This is a genomic window from Malonomonas rubra, from assembly GCF_003247215.1.
GTDB lineage: Bacteria > Desulfobacterota > Desulfuromonadia > Desulfuromonadales > Geopsychrobacteraceae > Malonomonas > Malonomonas rubra_A.
The window spans coordinates 1-14,575 of the sequence record NZ_QKAP01000050.1 but is presented as its reverse complement, the minus strand read 5'-3'; the positions used below and the strand labels follow the sequence as shown (position 1 = coordinate 14,575).

Below are 14,575 nucleotides of genomic sequence, written 5' to 3'. Positions count from 1 at the left end.
TTATTGTTATATTAGGCAAAATCGAATTTTGAGATGACCAAATTTAAGTATTAAAGAACAATGAAAAAAGTCAAGAAGGCAATATGTAAAACATGCTAGTTCAGATGACTAAAAAGGCCACCATTTATAAGCCTGAGAGAGGACAAATCGCTCTGATCCCCCGATTTTGAAGTCAGCTCAGCAAACACTGCCAACGGATTGATCTTCTCAAAATCGCTACCTTGCAACAATCACACTGCAAATTCCTCTATCCCTGCATCATAAGTCATATCAGGAAAACCCCTTCCACTAACATGCTGAAATTACAGCAAAGTGAAAGGTCCGATTTTAGTTCACAGGAGGCGTCCTAAAATAGATTGACAGTTTTTCCTTAAGCCACCTCCGAAAGGGAGGTGGCTTTCTTTATGCACTTCTTCTGGGGTTTTCATTCCCAGGCTAAGGTGTGGCCTCAGAAACAAAATCGCCTGGCACAGATGAAAAAATATGGACGGGTTCGCTTTTAAGCTGTGTAAAAGATGGGGTTATGCTCGGTTTTTGCAGCATATATATGAGATTGTCTGCAATCTGATCTGTTGTAAAAATAGAACTGTCAACGGTCGCATGATAATTGCTGCAATCCCGCCAATCCTGCCCCGTGTACTTCAGGCAGAAGTTTGCCCGTTGACGGTCGGATTGTTCAAGATCCTTGTCGGAAAATGTTTTCTCTTCCCTGTAGTCGTTATTAATTTTTGATTTTCTAAATTCATTGTTTGCGTGAACAAAGACATTAAAGCAATTAGGGTTGTCTTTCAGGATAAAATTTGCACAGCGACCAACAATCACGCATGACTCCTTGCTGCATATATCGCGGATGATTTTGCTTTGTATCAAAAAAAGCGTATCTGTGGGCGGTAGCGTGTCATTTACGTAGGAGTAGTTTTGTGCATAAAGCTCATGAAACAGAGTATTGGCAATTTTCTGTTCATTTTCGCGGATGTACTCTCTAGTGAATCCACTTTTTTCAGCGGTTATGTTGATCAGTTCCTTGTCGTAAAAGGATATTCCCAATTTCTTTGCGATGGCCTGGCCTATTTCATGGCCCCCACTCCCATATTCTCTGGAGATTGTGATGACACGATATACCGAGACAGCATCTTGGGCTGAAATGATGTCGGCATTACTTTTTTCTTGAACAAGGTTGGATAAAACCCGTGCGACTTTTCCATAAAATTGAATTAAAAGTCCTACAATAAGGGCGGCAACAACGGTTCCTTCCCTTATCCCGACTAATGTGTGCAAGAAAAGAAAGGAACTAATAATACCCATGGTAACTATCGAGCTATCAAGACAGATTTTGACTTTTCCAAATTCTTTTTTAAAAGTCTGAGAAATAACAAGAACTAAACCATCGACAGGGATAAATATTAAATTTGCTTTTACGACAAGAAAAACGCCAAAAGCTATCGAGGCACAACTGATGAGCAGGGCAATGCCCTGCCCAATATATGTCGCAGGATTGATGTCAGAGATAAGATAAAGAGTAAAATCAATAAAATATCCCAGAAAAACAACTGCAAGAAATTGTAAGAGTTGTATGTATTGGTATTTTCTCCTCAAAACTGCAATTTGCAGGAGAATAAAAATGATATTGAAGACAATCGTCACTTCACCCAATGAAAAAGGGGTGATCACGCTATATATATATGGTACGCAGGAAATGGGGGATACACCCAAATCAGCCTTTACCGACAGCGAGACTCCAAAGGCCAAGAAAAAGAGGCCAATGAGAAGCAAAATCAATTTTAAGAAGTTGATTTTATTGAACAACTTAGATTTGATGCTTGTTTGAGAAAAAGTCATTGTCTTGCTTTTTTCATAACGCATGTTATTGATCATTCGATCCATCATTTTGAGAAATTCGCTTCCTTTTTATCTACATCAACCATTTCCACCAGACAAAAAGAACCATAAAGCCGAACAGGTAGATGAGGCCAGCATAGCTAAGCGCAACTAGGGCTTTTCCTGGGCGGAGTTCATCCGGCATATCTGCAGTCTGAATCAGATGATGGTTCAACCATGCAAAAAAGGGTGTTGTCATAAACGCCATCGTCATGGCGAACCCAAGCATGACAAGAAGTGCACTTTTGAAAAACAACAGAATTGCCATGCATACAAATGCAACCAGAACGACCCAATACGTGAAGCTGCGCTCTGAATAATTTTCTTTATTTCGCAGTAATTGTAATGACTCAGCCAAGGCCCTGGAATAACCATCAATGACAGTAATCGTCGAACCGAAAATACAGAAAAAAGCAATGAGCGCAATCAAGTTGTGAGACCACTCTCCGATGGTTCCTGCATACATATTGACCAGTTGATGAGAAAAACCGATCCCACCGGTTTCAAGCTTTTCACCACTGCCATGTAATATCAAAACTCCAAGAGCAAGAAAAACAACAGCGAGCGCTGCGGTCACAACATAACCAAGGTTGAAGTCAAAGAGTGCTGATTGAGTGGTTACGTCCTGTTCGCTCTGCTGTTTGGCCAGCCATAAGGAAGTTAGACAGGAGATATCTATAGGTGCTGGCATCCACCCCATAGTGACCACCAGAAAACCAATTGATGCCAAGGTCCAGGGCGATGGAGAAACATAACCTGCAGGCGCAACCGGGCCATTATTCCAGGCAATGACTGCTGCAGCCACCGTTGAAACAGCCAAGAGCACCATAATGATCTTGGAAACGCTGTTGAGTACCGCAAAATGCCCGGCCAACACAATCAACAAAGACATTGCCAAAACAACGAGACTTAACACTGGTAAGGAGAGTTGTCCGGGCAGGAAGTATCCCAACAGGCTTGCTGAAAATAAAGTCAACGCCGAGGTATTGACGACAGCGTTAAAAATGTTCAAAGCAAAGGCCAGACCGATATACCCTTTTCCCATTCGGGCATAGCCATTCTGCAGAGTATTGCCGGTCGCCAAAGTATAACTGATTCCTGCTCTGAAAAACGGATACTTGAACAAGTTAACTAGAAGAATCAGCAGCGCCAGAGACCACCCAAATTTTGCACCGGCCTGGGTGGAGGCCACCAGATGGCTGCCACCAATAGCCGCAGTCGCGGTCAAGATACCGGGTCCGAGGGTTCGCACCAGTTTGATCAGTTGATCCAAAGGGAAGAAAAAAGTTTGGGTGATTGTTGTGGCTTGAGATTTCATCGATCTGATTTCCTTTAAACAAAAAAACAGCGAGCCTATGTGCGCCCACCAAAAGCTGACTTATGTCACGACGTTTGCGACATAGTAAGTACCTATTACATCAATGCCCCATCCAAGTTCATTTGTTTGTTTGCTGATTTCTGATTGCTTTTTCCTTTCAGAAATCGAGCTTGTATTTGGTATCTCAAAAAACAGAAATTAAAGAGTTGCTGCCTGGGACATCCTATCCAAATGACTTTTTCAGGTGACCTGCAGCGGCACCAGAATCAGTTCAAGGTCGGCTGCCGCAAGGCGATTCAAGCTGTCTGCCAGACTGCCATGACGAAGATGTCCAAGGGACCGTTTTGTCCCACGACCAAGTATTAATCTACTCGGTTTAAAATACTCAATCTGTTCAAGCAGGCAGGTCACCAGTTGGGCCGTTGAAGTCTCAAGGACATTGCTTGTCACCTGCAACCCGGCCCGCACCAGCCGCTCGCTGGCGCTGATCACAAGCTGTTGTGACTGGGCAACCGTTTCAAGTTCAAGGATGCTTCCTTCAAAAGCTTCAAAAGTGCGGACATGAACGACCTGTATTGAAGCCCGACTTGTGGTCGCCAGCTCAATCGCCCGGGCTAACAGAGTGGAATCGCTCCGATCACCTGGCAATGCGACCATGATCCCGCCCGGTGTTGCCGGCAAAGTAACCTGAGGCACGGACGGACTTCGGCCATAGTGTCCAAGGGTCGCACGCCGACTTATCAATACGAGCGGTGCCAAAACGGCGGCAATCGCTGCAACCCAAAAGGTCACCAACGGGCTGAAATGCTCAGCCAGCAACGGTGCTACAAATGGCGCAACCACTCCAGCGAACCAGCGCACAAAGTTATAACCGGCTGAGGCAACTGGTCTTGGGGCTGTGGAGATCTCCAGCGCAATTTCGGTGTAGACAGTGCTGCAGACTCCTATCACCGCTCCGGATAGGACAACACAAACAGCAACAACCTGCGGAGAAGAATAGGCCATAACGAGCAACAGCATGGCCAGCAAACCTAGGTTGACTGTCAGAATCTGCAGAGCGCTAAAGCGATTCTGAAGGCGCGGAGCAATCAACACAGAAAAAATGGCCAACAGCAAGCCCCAGCCAAAAAAGATCAGCCCAACCGTATGGGCAGACATCTGCAGCACAAAGGGGACAAAGGCCAATATGGTGAAAAACGCAAAATTGTAACAAAAAGCACTGCTCGCCGCAGTCAGCAGTCCACCGTGAGACAATGCTCGGATTGGTGCGGTCAGTGAAGTCTTCTGCATTGGCTTCGGTTGTTCAGGCAACATCAACAAGATGGCAATAAAGCCGATTGCCATCAGGGTCGCAGTACCGAAAAATGGGTAACGCCAAGAATGTGCCCCCAGTGCTGCACCAAGCAGTGGGCCGACAGAAATTCCCAGTCCTAGTGCCGCTTCGTACATCAGAATTGCATTGGTTGTACCGCCTCGTGATGAGGCGACAATCACCGACAAGGCAGTGACCACAAAAAAAGCATTCCCCAGCCCCCAACCGGCCCGATACCCGACCAGCTCGGCAATCGAATCAGAGGTTCCTGCCAGTGCTGAAAAGATAACGATCAGTGCCGCTCCGAGCAGTAACGTTTTGCGGCCACCGAGGCGACTGGAAACAAAGCCGGTGAGCAACATCATCAATGAGGTAACCAAAAAATAGCTGGTGAACAGGAGCGACACCTGACTGGCGGAAGCGTGTAAGCCTGCTGCAATCGAAGTCAGTATCGGATCGACAAGGCCAATCGACATAAACCCGACAACGCAAGCAAAAGCGCTGGCCCATACCGCTTTGGGCTGATGTAAAAAACTCTCTGAATCTTGACTCATCAAATTGATCCTTCAGTAGGTTAGGCCCTGCCGCATCAGAGCAATATATCTGTATCGTACAGACATTATTCGTTGGCGCTAAAGATGTCAAGCTGTATGATACAGATAAATATCCAAACAATCCGACAAGGAGCCGTAATGCAAAAAGAGGAATCCCTGGCCCAACTGGTTTACCAGCTTGCCAAATTGGTCCGTACCTTGGAAGCGATCAACCGTAAGCGCAAATATCCACTTGAGCGTGCCCATTATCTTCTACTGCTGCATCTGAATGACAATGAGCAGCCTCAGAGCATCGGAGATCTGGCAAACAAACTAGCTCTCGACAACTCAACAGTGACACGCCAAATTAACGCCATGGAAAAAAACGGGCTGATTGAAAAAATGGCGAATCCTTCTGATGGGCGTAGCTCCCTGATTGTCCAATCTCAATTAGGCAAGGAACTGGTTGAATCGATGCATGAGTTGCGCATCAAGCGTATCGGCAGCGCACTGCAGGATTGGACACAAAACGATATCGAGACGCTGGCCGCCCTGAGTGAAAAACTGATTCAGTCTTTAACATCTAATTTAAGTGATTAGTTTTCAACTCAGTCTGGATATATACCCTAACCGTTTACAACGTGTTGACTTTCCTAAAAAACTCTATCCTTAACCATTCGCCATCTACCTAAAACTAGACGTATCAAGTAACGGCGGCTCACCAAATTGACGGCTGTGCTCCCTGCTGAATTGAGAATGGATTTCATAGCTGACCTGAAAGGTCACCGGTCAACTGGATCGATTTACGACGTTTGGGACGGTTGCACACCGAAAAATTTCCGGAATAACTATTACCGGCTAGACCGTGAGATAATCCGAGAAAAACTGAGTGACGCTATAAAAGCTCCAAGATGAAAATCTTGGGTATCCGATTACGGGTGTTCTAACCAAGCGCGTGATTTAGGATTGTTTTTTCCACTGCGCTCCTAAATCGAGTGGTTACGCACGGGCTCATGCGTTAAGATGCCGTCTCAAATCTCGTGAGTTCTTGGGTGCTTATCAGTTCAGGCCCAGGGAATGGTTCTTTGGGGTTTGATTGGACCTTCTCAGTGACATAAAGAAGCCCCGGCCAGTTCAGGGACTTCGTCGTTTAGGTATCACAGATATTGTGGATTAATGATTATTTAAAAATTCCAAAACAGCCGAATTATAAAATTTTGGGTTTGTGTTATGTATGATATGGGTTGCATTGGGAACGACTATTGGCTCCGGCAGATCGGGCCTACACTTCCGAAGTTCTTTATAAGAATCAGCATAATGTTTACTGCTTTTTTCCCCGGTAAACAACAATATAGGGAAATTGAACTTTAAAACTTCATCGCAGTTGACGTTTCCTCTATCACCATCATCGGTAGTACTCCAAATATTATCAAGAATGAGTGCCTTGAAAGGAGATGAGAATTTCCTCCACGTTCCGGGACCAACATAGTTATCCCACCATTCCTGCGCGGCTTTTTCAGGGTTATCAGCTTCAAGATCCGCTCGTGCTGCTTCAGCTCTTTTTTTGAAAGCAGCTCTCCGCTCTTGTTTTTCGGGTGTTTCCGGCACAATTGAATCTATGCTGCCATCTTCAAGAATGAGGGTACGAATCAATTCCGGATGCATTTTTGCCACGTTAAAAACCACTCCGCCACCTCGACTGTGTCCTAGTAGATGAACTTTACCAAGGTTGAGTTTCTTGATTAAAGCTGCAACATCTGAAGCATGCTGTTCGATAGAATAATCATTGCCGACACCATTCCATTTTTCTGGATAGTGGTGACGCAGGGATACTGCTATTGTACGGTAAAACTTAGAAAAAATTGGTATCTGTTTACGGCTCCAAATACGATAATCACTGAAACCTCCATGAACGAGCACAAGTGGTGTCCCACTGCCCGTATCCTGATAGGCCATCGGATAGCCATTGACTTCGACTGTCTTTACCCCTTCAGGGATGGGCCATAACGTAGTGGCCTGAACTGGAACCGATATTAAATTTAAAATGCACAACAGCAAAAGTGTTGCTAGATATTTGAAAGACATTTTTATAGCCATTGTGTAAGCCTCACAATTTTAGTCCCATTGATTTCGAGACAAATGCAACTGAAGGACCAAAATAGACCGCGTCGATAGTCTGGTTCGACCTAAACAAATACCAGTATAGCAATTATGGTTGCTATTTTACTTCTGCGGTATGCAATGGAAATATGCTCATTAAGTTGCAATTTAGGGCTAGATGGTCAGGGGGATGAATCGCCTCCAAACGAGTAGCTATTTTACAATCTCATCAAATCTCGTCATTTACTAAAATAAACCCGTTGTAGCATTGGAGGAAACTACACCGGGCTTCAGAAGGGTTGCCACACCAAGTCCCCTCATTAAATATTCAAGCTTGCAACAGGGTTATGTCAAGGATGGCCATTTAAATGGCATCTTGACCCCCTCAGGGCTGGACAAGGTTTAGGGCAAAAGATGGGGTGCTGCGGATGTTTCAAAAGTAGTGCGTTCTTTTTGTGTGCCTGTCCCTGTTTTCACTGTCCCTTCGGTGTCCGTCCCACTCATTCAATCAATTGCAACTTTCTGAACGTTCTCTTTCTTACGGCGGCTGTCACGTTTTTGTCCGGGGTCCGCTGGTTGTCACATTTTCCAGTGTTTTCAGGGGTCTGTTGACAATCCCTTCATTAATTATAGTATTTCCCTAGATACCAAGAGGGAACTTTATATGCGATTTGTTAAAGTCAGTAAAAAAATCCTTGTCATGCTCGTTCTGGTCGTGAGTTTTCCGGTTACATCTTTCGCCGCAGGAACGCAAGCTGATCAGCAGTTGCTGGATTTTTCAAGCGTCTGGCAGGCGGCGTTGAAACAGACACCGGAGATGCTGCTGGCTCGTGCCCGGATTGGTGAAGCCGAAGCTGCAGTCGCTACTGCGCAGGGGAACATTCTGCCACGTTTGAATGCATCTTACATGGGAAGTGCAACCGATAATCCATTGAACGTTTTCGGTATGAAGCTGACCCAAGGGGAAGCGACCTTCAACGATTTCGGTGCCGTGCAATTCAACCCTTCCGATCCCGCCAGTCTCTATATCGCTCCGAGAAATCTAAACTCACCCGACTGGTATGACAACTACCAAAGCATACTTAAGTTGCAAATTCCCGTCTATAACGGCGGTAAGGTCAGAGAACAAGTCAACCAGGCCAAGGCTTATCTGGCGACTGCACGCCATGGGGATGAGATGGCCCGACAGCAACTGATGCTGAAAGTGCTGAAAGCCTACGAGGGGGTACGTGCTGCGAATGCGTTCATATCCGTTGCTGACAAGTCCGTTGCCGCCGCTCAAGCCTACGCAACACTGACCGACAAGCTGTTTGCTCGTGGCGTAGTTTCCTACAATGATCAACTGCGCGCTCGTCTGAACCTTGACAGTGTTCGGCTGCGACGTAGCGTAGCGCTGACGAACTTTGACAAGGCCTGCGATGGTCTGCGAATTCTCGCCGGCTTTACCGATAACATTCCGATGGCCGTTGCCGGCCCGGTATCGATTGCTCTGCCTGAGGAGAGCGTGGTGCAATTGCAAAAGCAGATGGAAAACGGGAACCCCGGTTTGCTGGCACTGAGAAACCGGGAAGAAGCGGCTAAAGCCGAGGTTCGCATTGCGCAGGCCGATTACCTGCCGCGCTTCAATATCGTCCTCAGCCAGGAATGGAACGCGCCAAATCCGCAGCTTGGCGGAAATTCCGCTTCCATGATCGCCGGGATCCTGAGTTGGGATTTGTTCGATTTCGGTGTACGTAAGGGGAACGTCGCTCAGGCTCGGCAACGCGCTCTGCAACAGACGGCAGAACGCCGGCGTGCTGCCAACGGCCTGCGGTTGCAACTGAATGCGGCCTGGCGCGATGCACATCTGGCCGCTGAGAGCATCAAGGTGCGGGAACTGGCCATCATCCAGGCAGAAGAGGCCGAACGCCTTGAGCGCCTGCGCTATGAACAAGGGGTCTCGACTATGACCGAGCTGCTGCTGATCCAGACGCAGCTCGACAAGGCCCGCAGCGATCTGATCATGGCCCGGTACCAGGAACTTATGCAGCGGGCCGGGCTGCTCCTGGCTCTCGGACAGTTGACTCCGGCTATGGTCTCCGAACAGCCGTAGGTATGACCTTTTGTTTGACATCTTTCAACCGCATGCGAAGTGAGTTGTAAAATGATTTGGAACAGGGCTGTGAAAAAAATCTTGGTTCTTGGCTGTCTATTGATGTTGGCCGCCTGCAGCTCTGCACCTGAGCAGACCGCCGGAAGCGGTGGCACCCTGCGGGCTCAGATCGTTAGTGTGAGTGAACAGCCATTTCCGTTGGTCGCCGATTTCCCCGGCAGTGTTATCGCGACCCGAGAAGTTCAGGTCGCTTCGCGGATCATGGGCTACGTGGAAAAGCTAAGGGCCCACGAGGGGCAAAATGTTAAGGCTGGTGAGTTGCTGCTGGCTCTTGATCCAAACGATGTGAATGCCGGAATCCACCAAGCTCAGGCAGCTCTAGGAAAGGCAGATTCAGTGCTGGTGGACGCCGCCGCCAACTATGAGCGCTTCCTCGCTCTCTACCAGGAGAAGGCCATCCCCGAGCAGCAGTTTCAGCAGGTCGAGATGGGGTATAAAGTTGCCCAGGGGGATCGGGCGGCAGCTGCAGCGGGGCTGGAGCAGGCCAAAGCCCAGCTCGCCTACGTCGAAGTGAAGGCTCCTTTTGCTGCGGTAGTCGTGAACAAATTTATTGATGTCGGCCAGTTGGTCGGCCCCGGCCAGCCACTGGTAAGCTTGCAGGAGACGGGTGCTCTGCAGGTCCAGGTTCAGGTCAGCCAGCAGGCTTATGAACATCTTCTGCTCGGCCAGCAATTGACAGTGACCTTTGATGGGCGAAATGAAAAAACGCAGGCTGTACAGGCAACTGTGTCTCGACTTGTCGCTGCGGCCGACCCGGTGACCCACTCGCATACGGTTAAGCTTGACCTGCCGGTAGACAGTTGTGCGCTGGCGGGTGATTTTGTCCGCGTTCGGGTTGCCATCGGCGAGGAGCGAGGTGTAATCATTCCGCGAGATGCGATTATGCGCCGGGCCGGGATCGATGGTGTCTTTGTTCTTGACTCCTTAGGGAAGGCTGCTTTCCGCATGGTGCGACTCGGACCGTCTTCGGGCGCTGGTATTCTCATTCTCTCCGGTCTGGTGGCGGGGGATCAGTTGATTATCGATGCCGAAGGGGAACTATACAACGGCGCGCTGATTGAAAAGGTACAGGGTCAAAGGGGATGAGCAGCCAGGAGAAGAGGATGCCGATGAATGTCGCCGGCTGGCTGTCGAAGACATTCATGCGAACCAAGATCACCGTCCTGGCACTGCTGGCAATCACGATATGGGGTGTGTTAGCGGCCGTCGTCACACCGCGGCTCTACAATCCGGAGATCGTCGTCCCGGCAGCCTCGATTTTTGTTATGCGCCCGGGGTATTCTCCCGAGGAAATCCGTGACCAGGTCGTCAAGCCGCTCGAAGCGCTGATGGCAACACTCAAGAAGGTCGAGCATACTTACGGCTACGCGATTAACGATATGGGCGTGGTCACAGTCCAGTTTGAGGTTGGCGCCGACGAAGAACGCAGCCTGATACTGCTTTACAACCAACTTATGCGCAACATGGACCGTATTCCGCCGGGCGCTACGCCGCCGTTGGTGAAGAGTATAGGCATCAATGATGTGCCGGTGCTCGGGATCACCCTAAGTTCCAATCAACTCGACACCATGGAGCTGCGTGAATACGGCCTGCGGGTGCTGGAACAATTGCGTAGCGTTCCCGATGTCGGTGATAGCCAGATAATCGGCGGCCATAAACGGGCAGTGCGGATCGTTGTCAATCCTCGGCGGCTGACAGCCAGCGGTTTGAGCTTTAATCAGGTCCAGCAGATGTTACAGGGCTCAAATGTCATTATGCCGGCCGGGGAGTTGATCAACAACAACCGTCAGTATTCCCTGCGTGTCGATGGGGCTTTCGCAGAGATCTCCGAGCTCGGGAGGATCATCGTCGGCCATGCGAACCGCAAGCCGATCTTCCTCGACGATATCGCGACTGTGGAATTCGGTCCACTGGATGAAACCAGCTATGTGACCCGAGCCTACGGTCCGGCCGGTCCAGCCGATGAGATTGCGGGCGCGCCGGTACCGGCAGTGACTCTGGCGGTCGGCAAGCGACCGGGGGCCAACGCGGTGACTGTTGCCGACGGGGTGCTGAGCAAGCTGCGGACGATCGAACGTGACGCCCTGCCGCAGGGTATGAAGGTTACGGTGACGCGCGATTACGGTCAACGTGCTGACGAGGCGGTTAATACCCTGATGGAACACCTGGCCGTGGCCATTGGCGTTGTGGCACTGATCCTCTGGCTTTTCCTTGGCTGGCGCGAGGCGGCGATCATTACTCTGACCGTCCCGCTGATCCTGTTCGTGGTTCTCGGTGTCGGCTGGATTACCGGCCAGACGATCAACCGGATCTCCCTGTTCGCCCTGATTCTCTCTCTCGGTCTGCTGGTTGATGACGGTATTGTTGTCGTTGAAAATATCCATCGCCATGTCGAGAAGACGAAGAGTTCGGTTCGCGACTTCGGTTCACTGATCGTTCACGCGACTAATGAAATAGGCAACCCGACGATCATGGCGACCTTCACGGTAATCTTCGCCTTCCTGCCAATGATCTTTGTTACCGGGATGATGGGGCCGTTCATGCGTCCGATCCCGATCAATGTGCCGGTCGCCATGCTGACCTCGCTGCTGATGGCAGATATCGTCGTGCCCTATATCGCTGTACGCTGGCTCAGGAGCAAGGCCGCCCGCCACGCGGCAAAGGCCAGTCCGGATATGGAGGAGCGCGATGCTGAAGAAACCGACTTCATGCACCGGGGATATATCGCCACCTTCAAGCCGATCCTCGAAAGTCCCTGGATCCGGACGTTATTCTTCCTCTTCGTCCTCGTTCTGCTGAGCCTGTCGTTGTTGATGCCGGCTTGGCAGTTTTTACGCCCCGTAGGGATGAACGGGCCTCTCAGTATGTTCGGCGTCAACCTGCAGATGCTCCCAGACGGCAATGTCGATACCTTCATGTTCGAGATCGACACCCAAGCCGGGACCGCGCTGGACGAAACCAACCGGGTCGCCCTGGCGGTCGGGCAGGTGCTGGCTAAGAGCCCGTATGTCGCCGATTATGAGACCTATCTCGGCATTCCTGGTCCGTTGACTTTCTCCGGCATGGTGCGCGGAGATGCGGTACGGCGTGGAACCAACATGGCGCAGATTGTCATCAATACCGTTGACCGCCATCACCGGCCGCACACCAGCGTGGTAGCGACGGGGATCTGGGAGGCTCTGGCCCCCGTTCACAAGGAATTCCCGCAGGCGCTGATCAAGCTGTTCTTGACCCCGCCGGGACCGCCAGTGCGCTCGCAGGTGCTGGCGGAACTTTACGGCCCGGATTATGAAACCCTGCGTGAGACCGCCGACCTGATAAAGGATGATTTCAGAGATATCTATAGCGTTATCAATATCGACGATTCGGTGACCGCGACGGCGCCTGAGTACATCGTGCGTGTTGATCAGCAGAAAGCCCTGGCCGCCGGGGTGGTTCCGGCCCAACTCGCCAAACTGGTTCATGATTATGTCGCAGGTGCCGAAATCGGTGCGCTGCTCGGAATCGAGAGCCCGGAGTCGATCGATCTCGTGCTGCGGCTCAAGCGTTCCGACCGGGTGCGGATGCAACAGATCCTCGATCTGACTGTGACCAATCAACAGGGCAGGCAGGTGGGGCTGGCCGGAATCGTCGATATCGTTCCGGCCAGCGTTGCTAAGCCGATCGAAACCCGCGATCAGCACCCGGTGGTCTATGTCATGGGGGATATGCTCAATGCCAGCCCGGTCTACGCAACCCTGACACTCAATTCCAAATTCGACGGGGCGACACTCCCCAACGGTGTCAAGCTGACGACATCCAACCTCGGATTTGTCGCAGCGCAGCCGGACGATATAACCCATTACCAGTTGCTGTGGGGCGGCGACATGCGCCTGACACTCGATGTCTTTCGCGACCTGGGCGCGGCCTTTATCGTTGCCCTAGTGTTCATCTACCTGATGCTGGTCGGCTATTACCAGTCGTTCATCCTGCCGATTATCGTTATGGGCGCAATTCCGCTGACCCTGATCGGCATCTTTCCCGGACACTGGCTGTTCGACATGCCATTCAACGCAACTTCGATGATCGGCTTCATAGCCCTGGCTGGGATTGTCGTGCGCAACTCGTTGCTACTGATCGATTTCATCCTCGACTACCGGCGCCAGGGTTACGATCTCGAAGAATCAGTTCTCCACGCCGGCGCGGTGCGATTCCGTCCGATCCTGCTCACGGCCCTAGCGATCATGTTCGGTTCGGCGGTCATGATCAGCGACCCCGTCTTCGGTGGCCTCGCCCTAGCCTTGATTTTCGGAACCTTTGCCTCGACGCTGCTGACTCTGATCGTCATTCCGCTGCTGTACTTCCTTTGGGAGCGGCGCGGGGAAAAGACTCAGGTGAAAGAGGTAGGGGATTGACAGCCACGCAGAGAACTTGGCTCCATCGTCCAAAAAAGTAGGGCCATAAACAATAAAAAAAATCTACTGGAATTGTATCAAAAGTTAGGTTTAAAGAGGCCCTTCCGCTAAGCTGCTGTTATTACAGCAAAGCGAAAGGGCAAATTTTATGTTCCGAATGTCGGGGCCGTGAGATTAATTTACGATATTTGCGACGACAGTTTTCAACGGTTCAGGATAACCGAGCGGGCGAAACGACCCTCGAACCCCACCGCAATTTGGTTTTGCTTTTCAATTTTGCACAGACGTATTTTTCGTCCGGTTGATCTACTGTTATGTGTTTATTTGTTTCGCCCACGCTGAAGTTCAATATGCTGATCTAAATTTTTATGCAACATATCTTTGTATTGTTCAGTAAACCAAGCCAATGCACCCTCTTTGTCTTCAGCTAAGTTAGCAGATTTATGGGACACTTCGTGTGCACTGAATCTTGCGGAGGCATACCGAAAAGCAGCACCAACCAGTCCCAAATCTTGACCGCTTTCTTGAACCAATCGGTTCGCTACAGCAATAAACTGATCTGCCATATCAAACAGATCCGACTCATTTATTTTCCCACTCATATCTTTATCCTTTCCTACACATCAACGGTTCATAATAACCGGCGACGACGAACTGCTCCGACACCACCTCAATTTTAGACAATATGTCTGTCAGTAGAAAGTAAGCGACCCGCCCCTTGTAAACGTGGATTATGTGGTGAACGGAAATCCATCACACAGAGCCATAACCAAGGAGGCAGGTCATGAAGAAGAATATCACATTTGTCGGACTTGACGTTCATAAAGCGACCATTGATGTTGCTCTAGCCGATGCAGGCCGTACTGGGGACGTTCGTTTTTACGGCAC

8 protein-coding genes and 2 pseudogenes are annotated in these 14,575 nt (G+C 49.9%); 5 read left to right on the top strand and 5 right to left on the bottom strand.

Annotated features, from left to right (window positions below):
• Nucleotides 1–435: 435 nt before the first annotated feature.
• The 3 genes and pseudogenes from Q7J88_RS04525 to Q7J88_RS04515 form a co-directional block, all read right to left on the bottom strand.
• The gene (locus tag Q7J88_RS04525; protein WP_303720964.1) at nucleotides 436–1,887 is read right to left on the bottom strand and encodes a cytidylate kinase family protein; all 1,452 of its coding nucleotides are present in this window, start codon (nucleotides 1,885–1,887) and stop codon (nucleotides 436–438) included.
• A 25-nt stretch (nucleotides 1,888–1,912) separates the two neighbouring features.
• Nucleotides 1,913–3,196, bottom strand: coding sequence for an NRAMP family divalent metal transporter (locus Q7J88_RS04520; protein ID WP_303720963.1), 1,284 nt, complete (start codon nucleotides 3,194–3,196; stop codon nucleotides 1,913–1,915).
• A 729-nt stretch (nucleotides 3,197–3,925) separates the two neighbouring features.
• A pseudogene (locus Q7J88_RS04515) lies at nucleotides 3,926–5,062 on the bottom strand (MFS transporter); the annotation flags it as partial.
• A 138-nt stretch (nucleotides 5,063–5,200) separates the two neighbouring features.
• Between Q7J88_RS04515 and Q7J88_RS04510 the strand changes: the two are divergent.
• A complete protein-coding gene (locus tag Q7J88_RS04510) occupies nucleotides 5,201–5,641 on the top strand; it encodes a MarR family winged helix-turn-helix transcriptional regulator (RefSeq protein ID WP_303720961.1) in 441 nt (146 codons plus the stop codon).
• Nucleotides 5,642–6,214: 573 nt separating this feature from the next.
• Here Q7J88_RS04510 and Q7J88_RS04505 read toward each other — a convergent pair.
• On the bottom strand, nucleotides 6,215–7,138 hold the full coding sequence (locus Q7J88_RS04505) for an alpha/beta fold hydrolase (RefSeq protein WP_303720960.1): 924 nt from the start codon (nucleotides 7,136–7,138) through the stop codon (nucleotides 6,215–6,217).
• A 667-nt stretch (nucleotides 7,139–7,805) separates the two neighbouring features.
• On the opposite strand from Q7J88_RS04505, the gene Q7J88_RS04500 reads away from it, so the two are divergent.
• The 3 genes from Q7J88_RS04500 to Q7J88_RS04490 all read left to right on the top strand — a co-directional run bounded on the left by Q7J88_RS04500 (nucleotide 7,806) and on the right by Q7J88_RS04490 (nucleotide 13,687).
• A complete protein-coding gene (locus Q7J88_RS04500) occupies nucleotides 7,806–9,233 on the top strand; it encodes a TolC family protein (protein ID WP_303720959.1) in 1,428 nt (475 codons plus the stop codon).
• 69 nt (nucleotides 9,234–9,302) lie between these two features.
• Nucleotides 9,303–10,379: an efflux RND transporter periplasmic adaptor subunit gene (locus Q7J88_RS04495; protein WP_303720958.1), complete on the top strand. Its 1,077-nt coding sequence runs from the start codon at nucleotides 9,303–9,305 to the stop codon at nucleotides 10,377–10,379.
• A 17-nt stretch (nucleotides 10,380–10,396) separates the two neighbouring features.
• Entirely contained in the window at nucleotides 10,397–13,687 is a 3,291-nt protein-coding gene (locus Q7J88_RS04490; RefSeq protein WP_303720957.1) for an efflux RND transporter permease subunit, read from the top strand.
• Nucleotides 13,688–14,007: 320 nt separating this feature from the next.
• Here Q7J88_RS04490 and Q7J88_RS04485 read toward each other — a convergent pair whose 3' ends face one another.
• Nucleotides 14,008–14,289, bottom strand: coding sequence for a DUF3144 domain-containing protein (locus Q7J88_RS04485; protein ID WP_303720956.1), 282 nt, complete (start codon nucleotides 14,287–14,289; stop codon nucleotides 14,008–14,010).
• A 182-nt stretch (nucleotides 14,290–14,471) separates the two neighbouring features.
• Between Q7J88_RS04485 and Q7J88_RS15355 the strand changes: the two are divergent.
• Nucleotides 14,472–14,575, top strand: a pseudogene (locus tag Q7J88_RS15355) (IS110 family transposase); the annotation flags it as partial.

Bases quoted from the DNA above. Each gene is read 5' to 3' on its own strand.
- Q7J88_RS04520 (WP_303720963.1), bottom strand. From the start codon at position 3,196: ATGAAATCTCAAGCCACAACAATCACCCAAACTTTTTTCTTCCCTTTG.
- Q7J88_RS04525 (WP_303720964.1), bottom strand. From the start codon at position 1,887: ATGATGGATCGAATGATCAATAACATGCGTTATGAAAAAAGCAAGACA.
- Q7J88_RS04505 (WP_303720960.1), bottom strand. From the start codon at position 7,138: ATGGCTATAAAAATGTCTTTCAAATATCTAGCAACACTTTTGCTGTTG.
- Q7J88_RS04510 (WP_303720961.1), top strand. From the start codon at position 5,201: ATGCAAAAAGAGGAATCCCTGGCCCAACTGGTTTACCAGCTTGCCAAA.
- Q7J88_RS04490 (WP_303720957.1), top strand. From the start codon at position 10,397: ATGCCGATGAATGTCGCCGGCTGGCTGTCGAAGACATTCATGCGAACC.
- Q7J88_RS04500 (WP_303720959.1), top strand. From the start codon at position 7,806: ATGCGATTTGTTAAAGTCAGTAAAAAAATCCTTGTCATGCTCGTTCTG.
- Q7J88_RS04485 (WP_303720956.1), bottom strand. From the start codon at position 14,289: ATGAGTGGGAAAATAAATGAGTCGGATCTGTTTGATATGGCAGATCAG.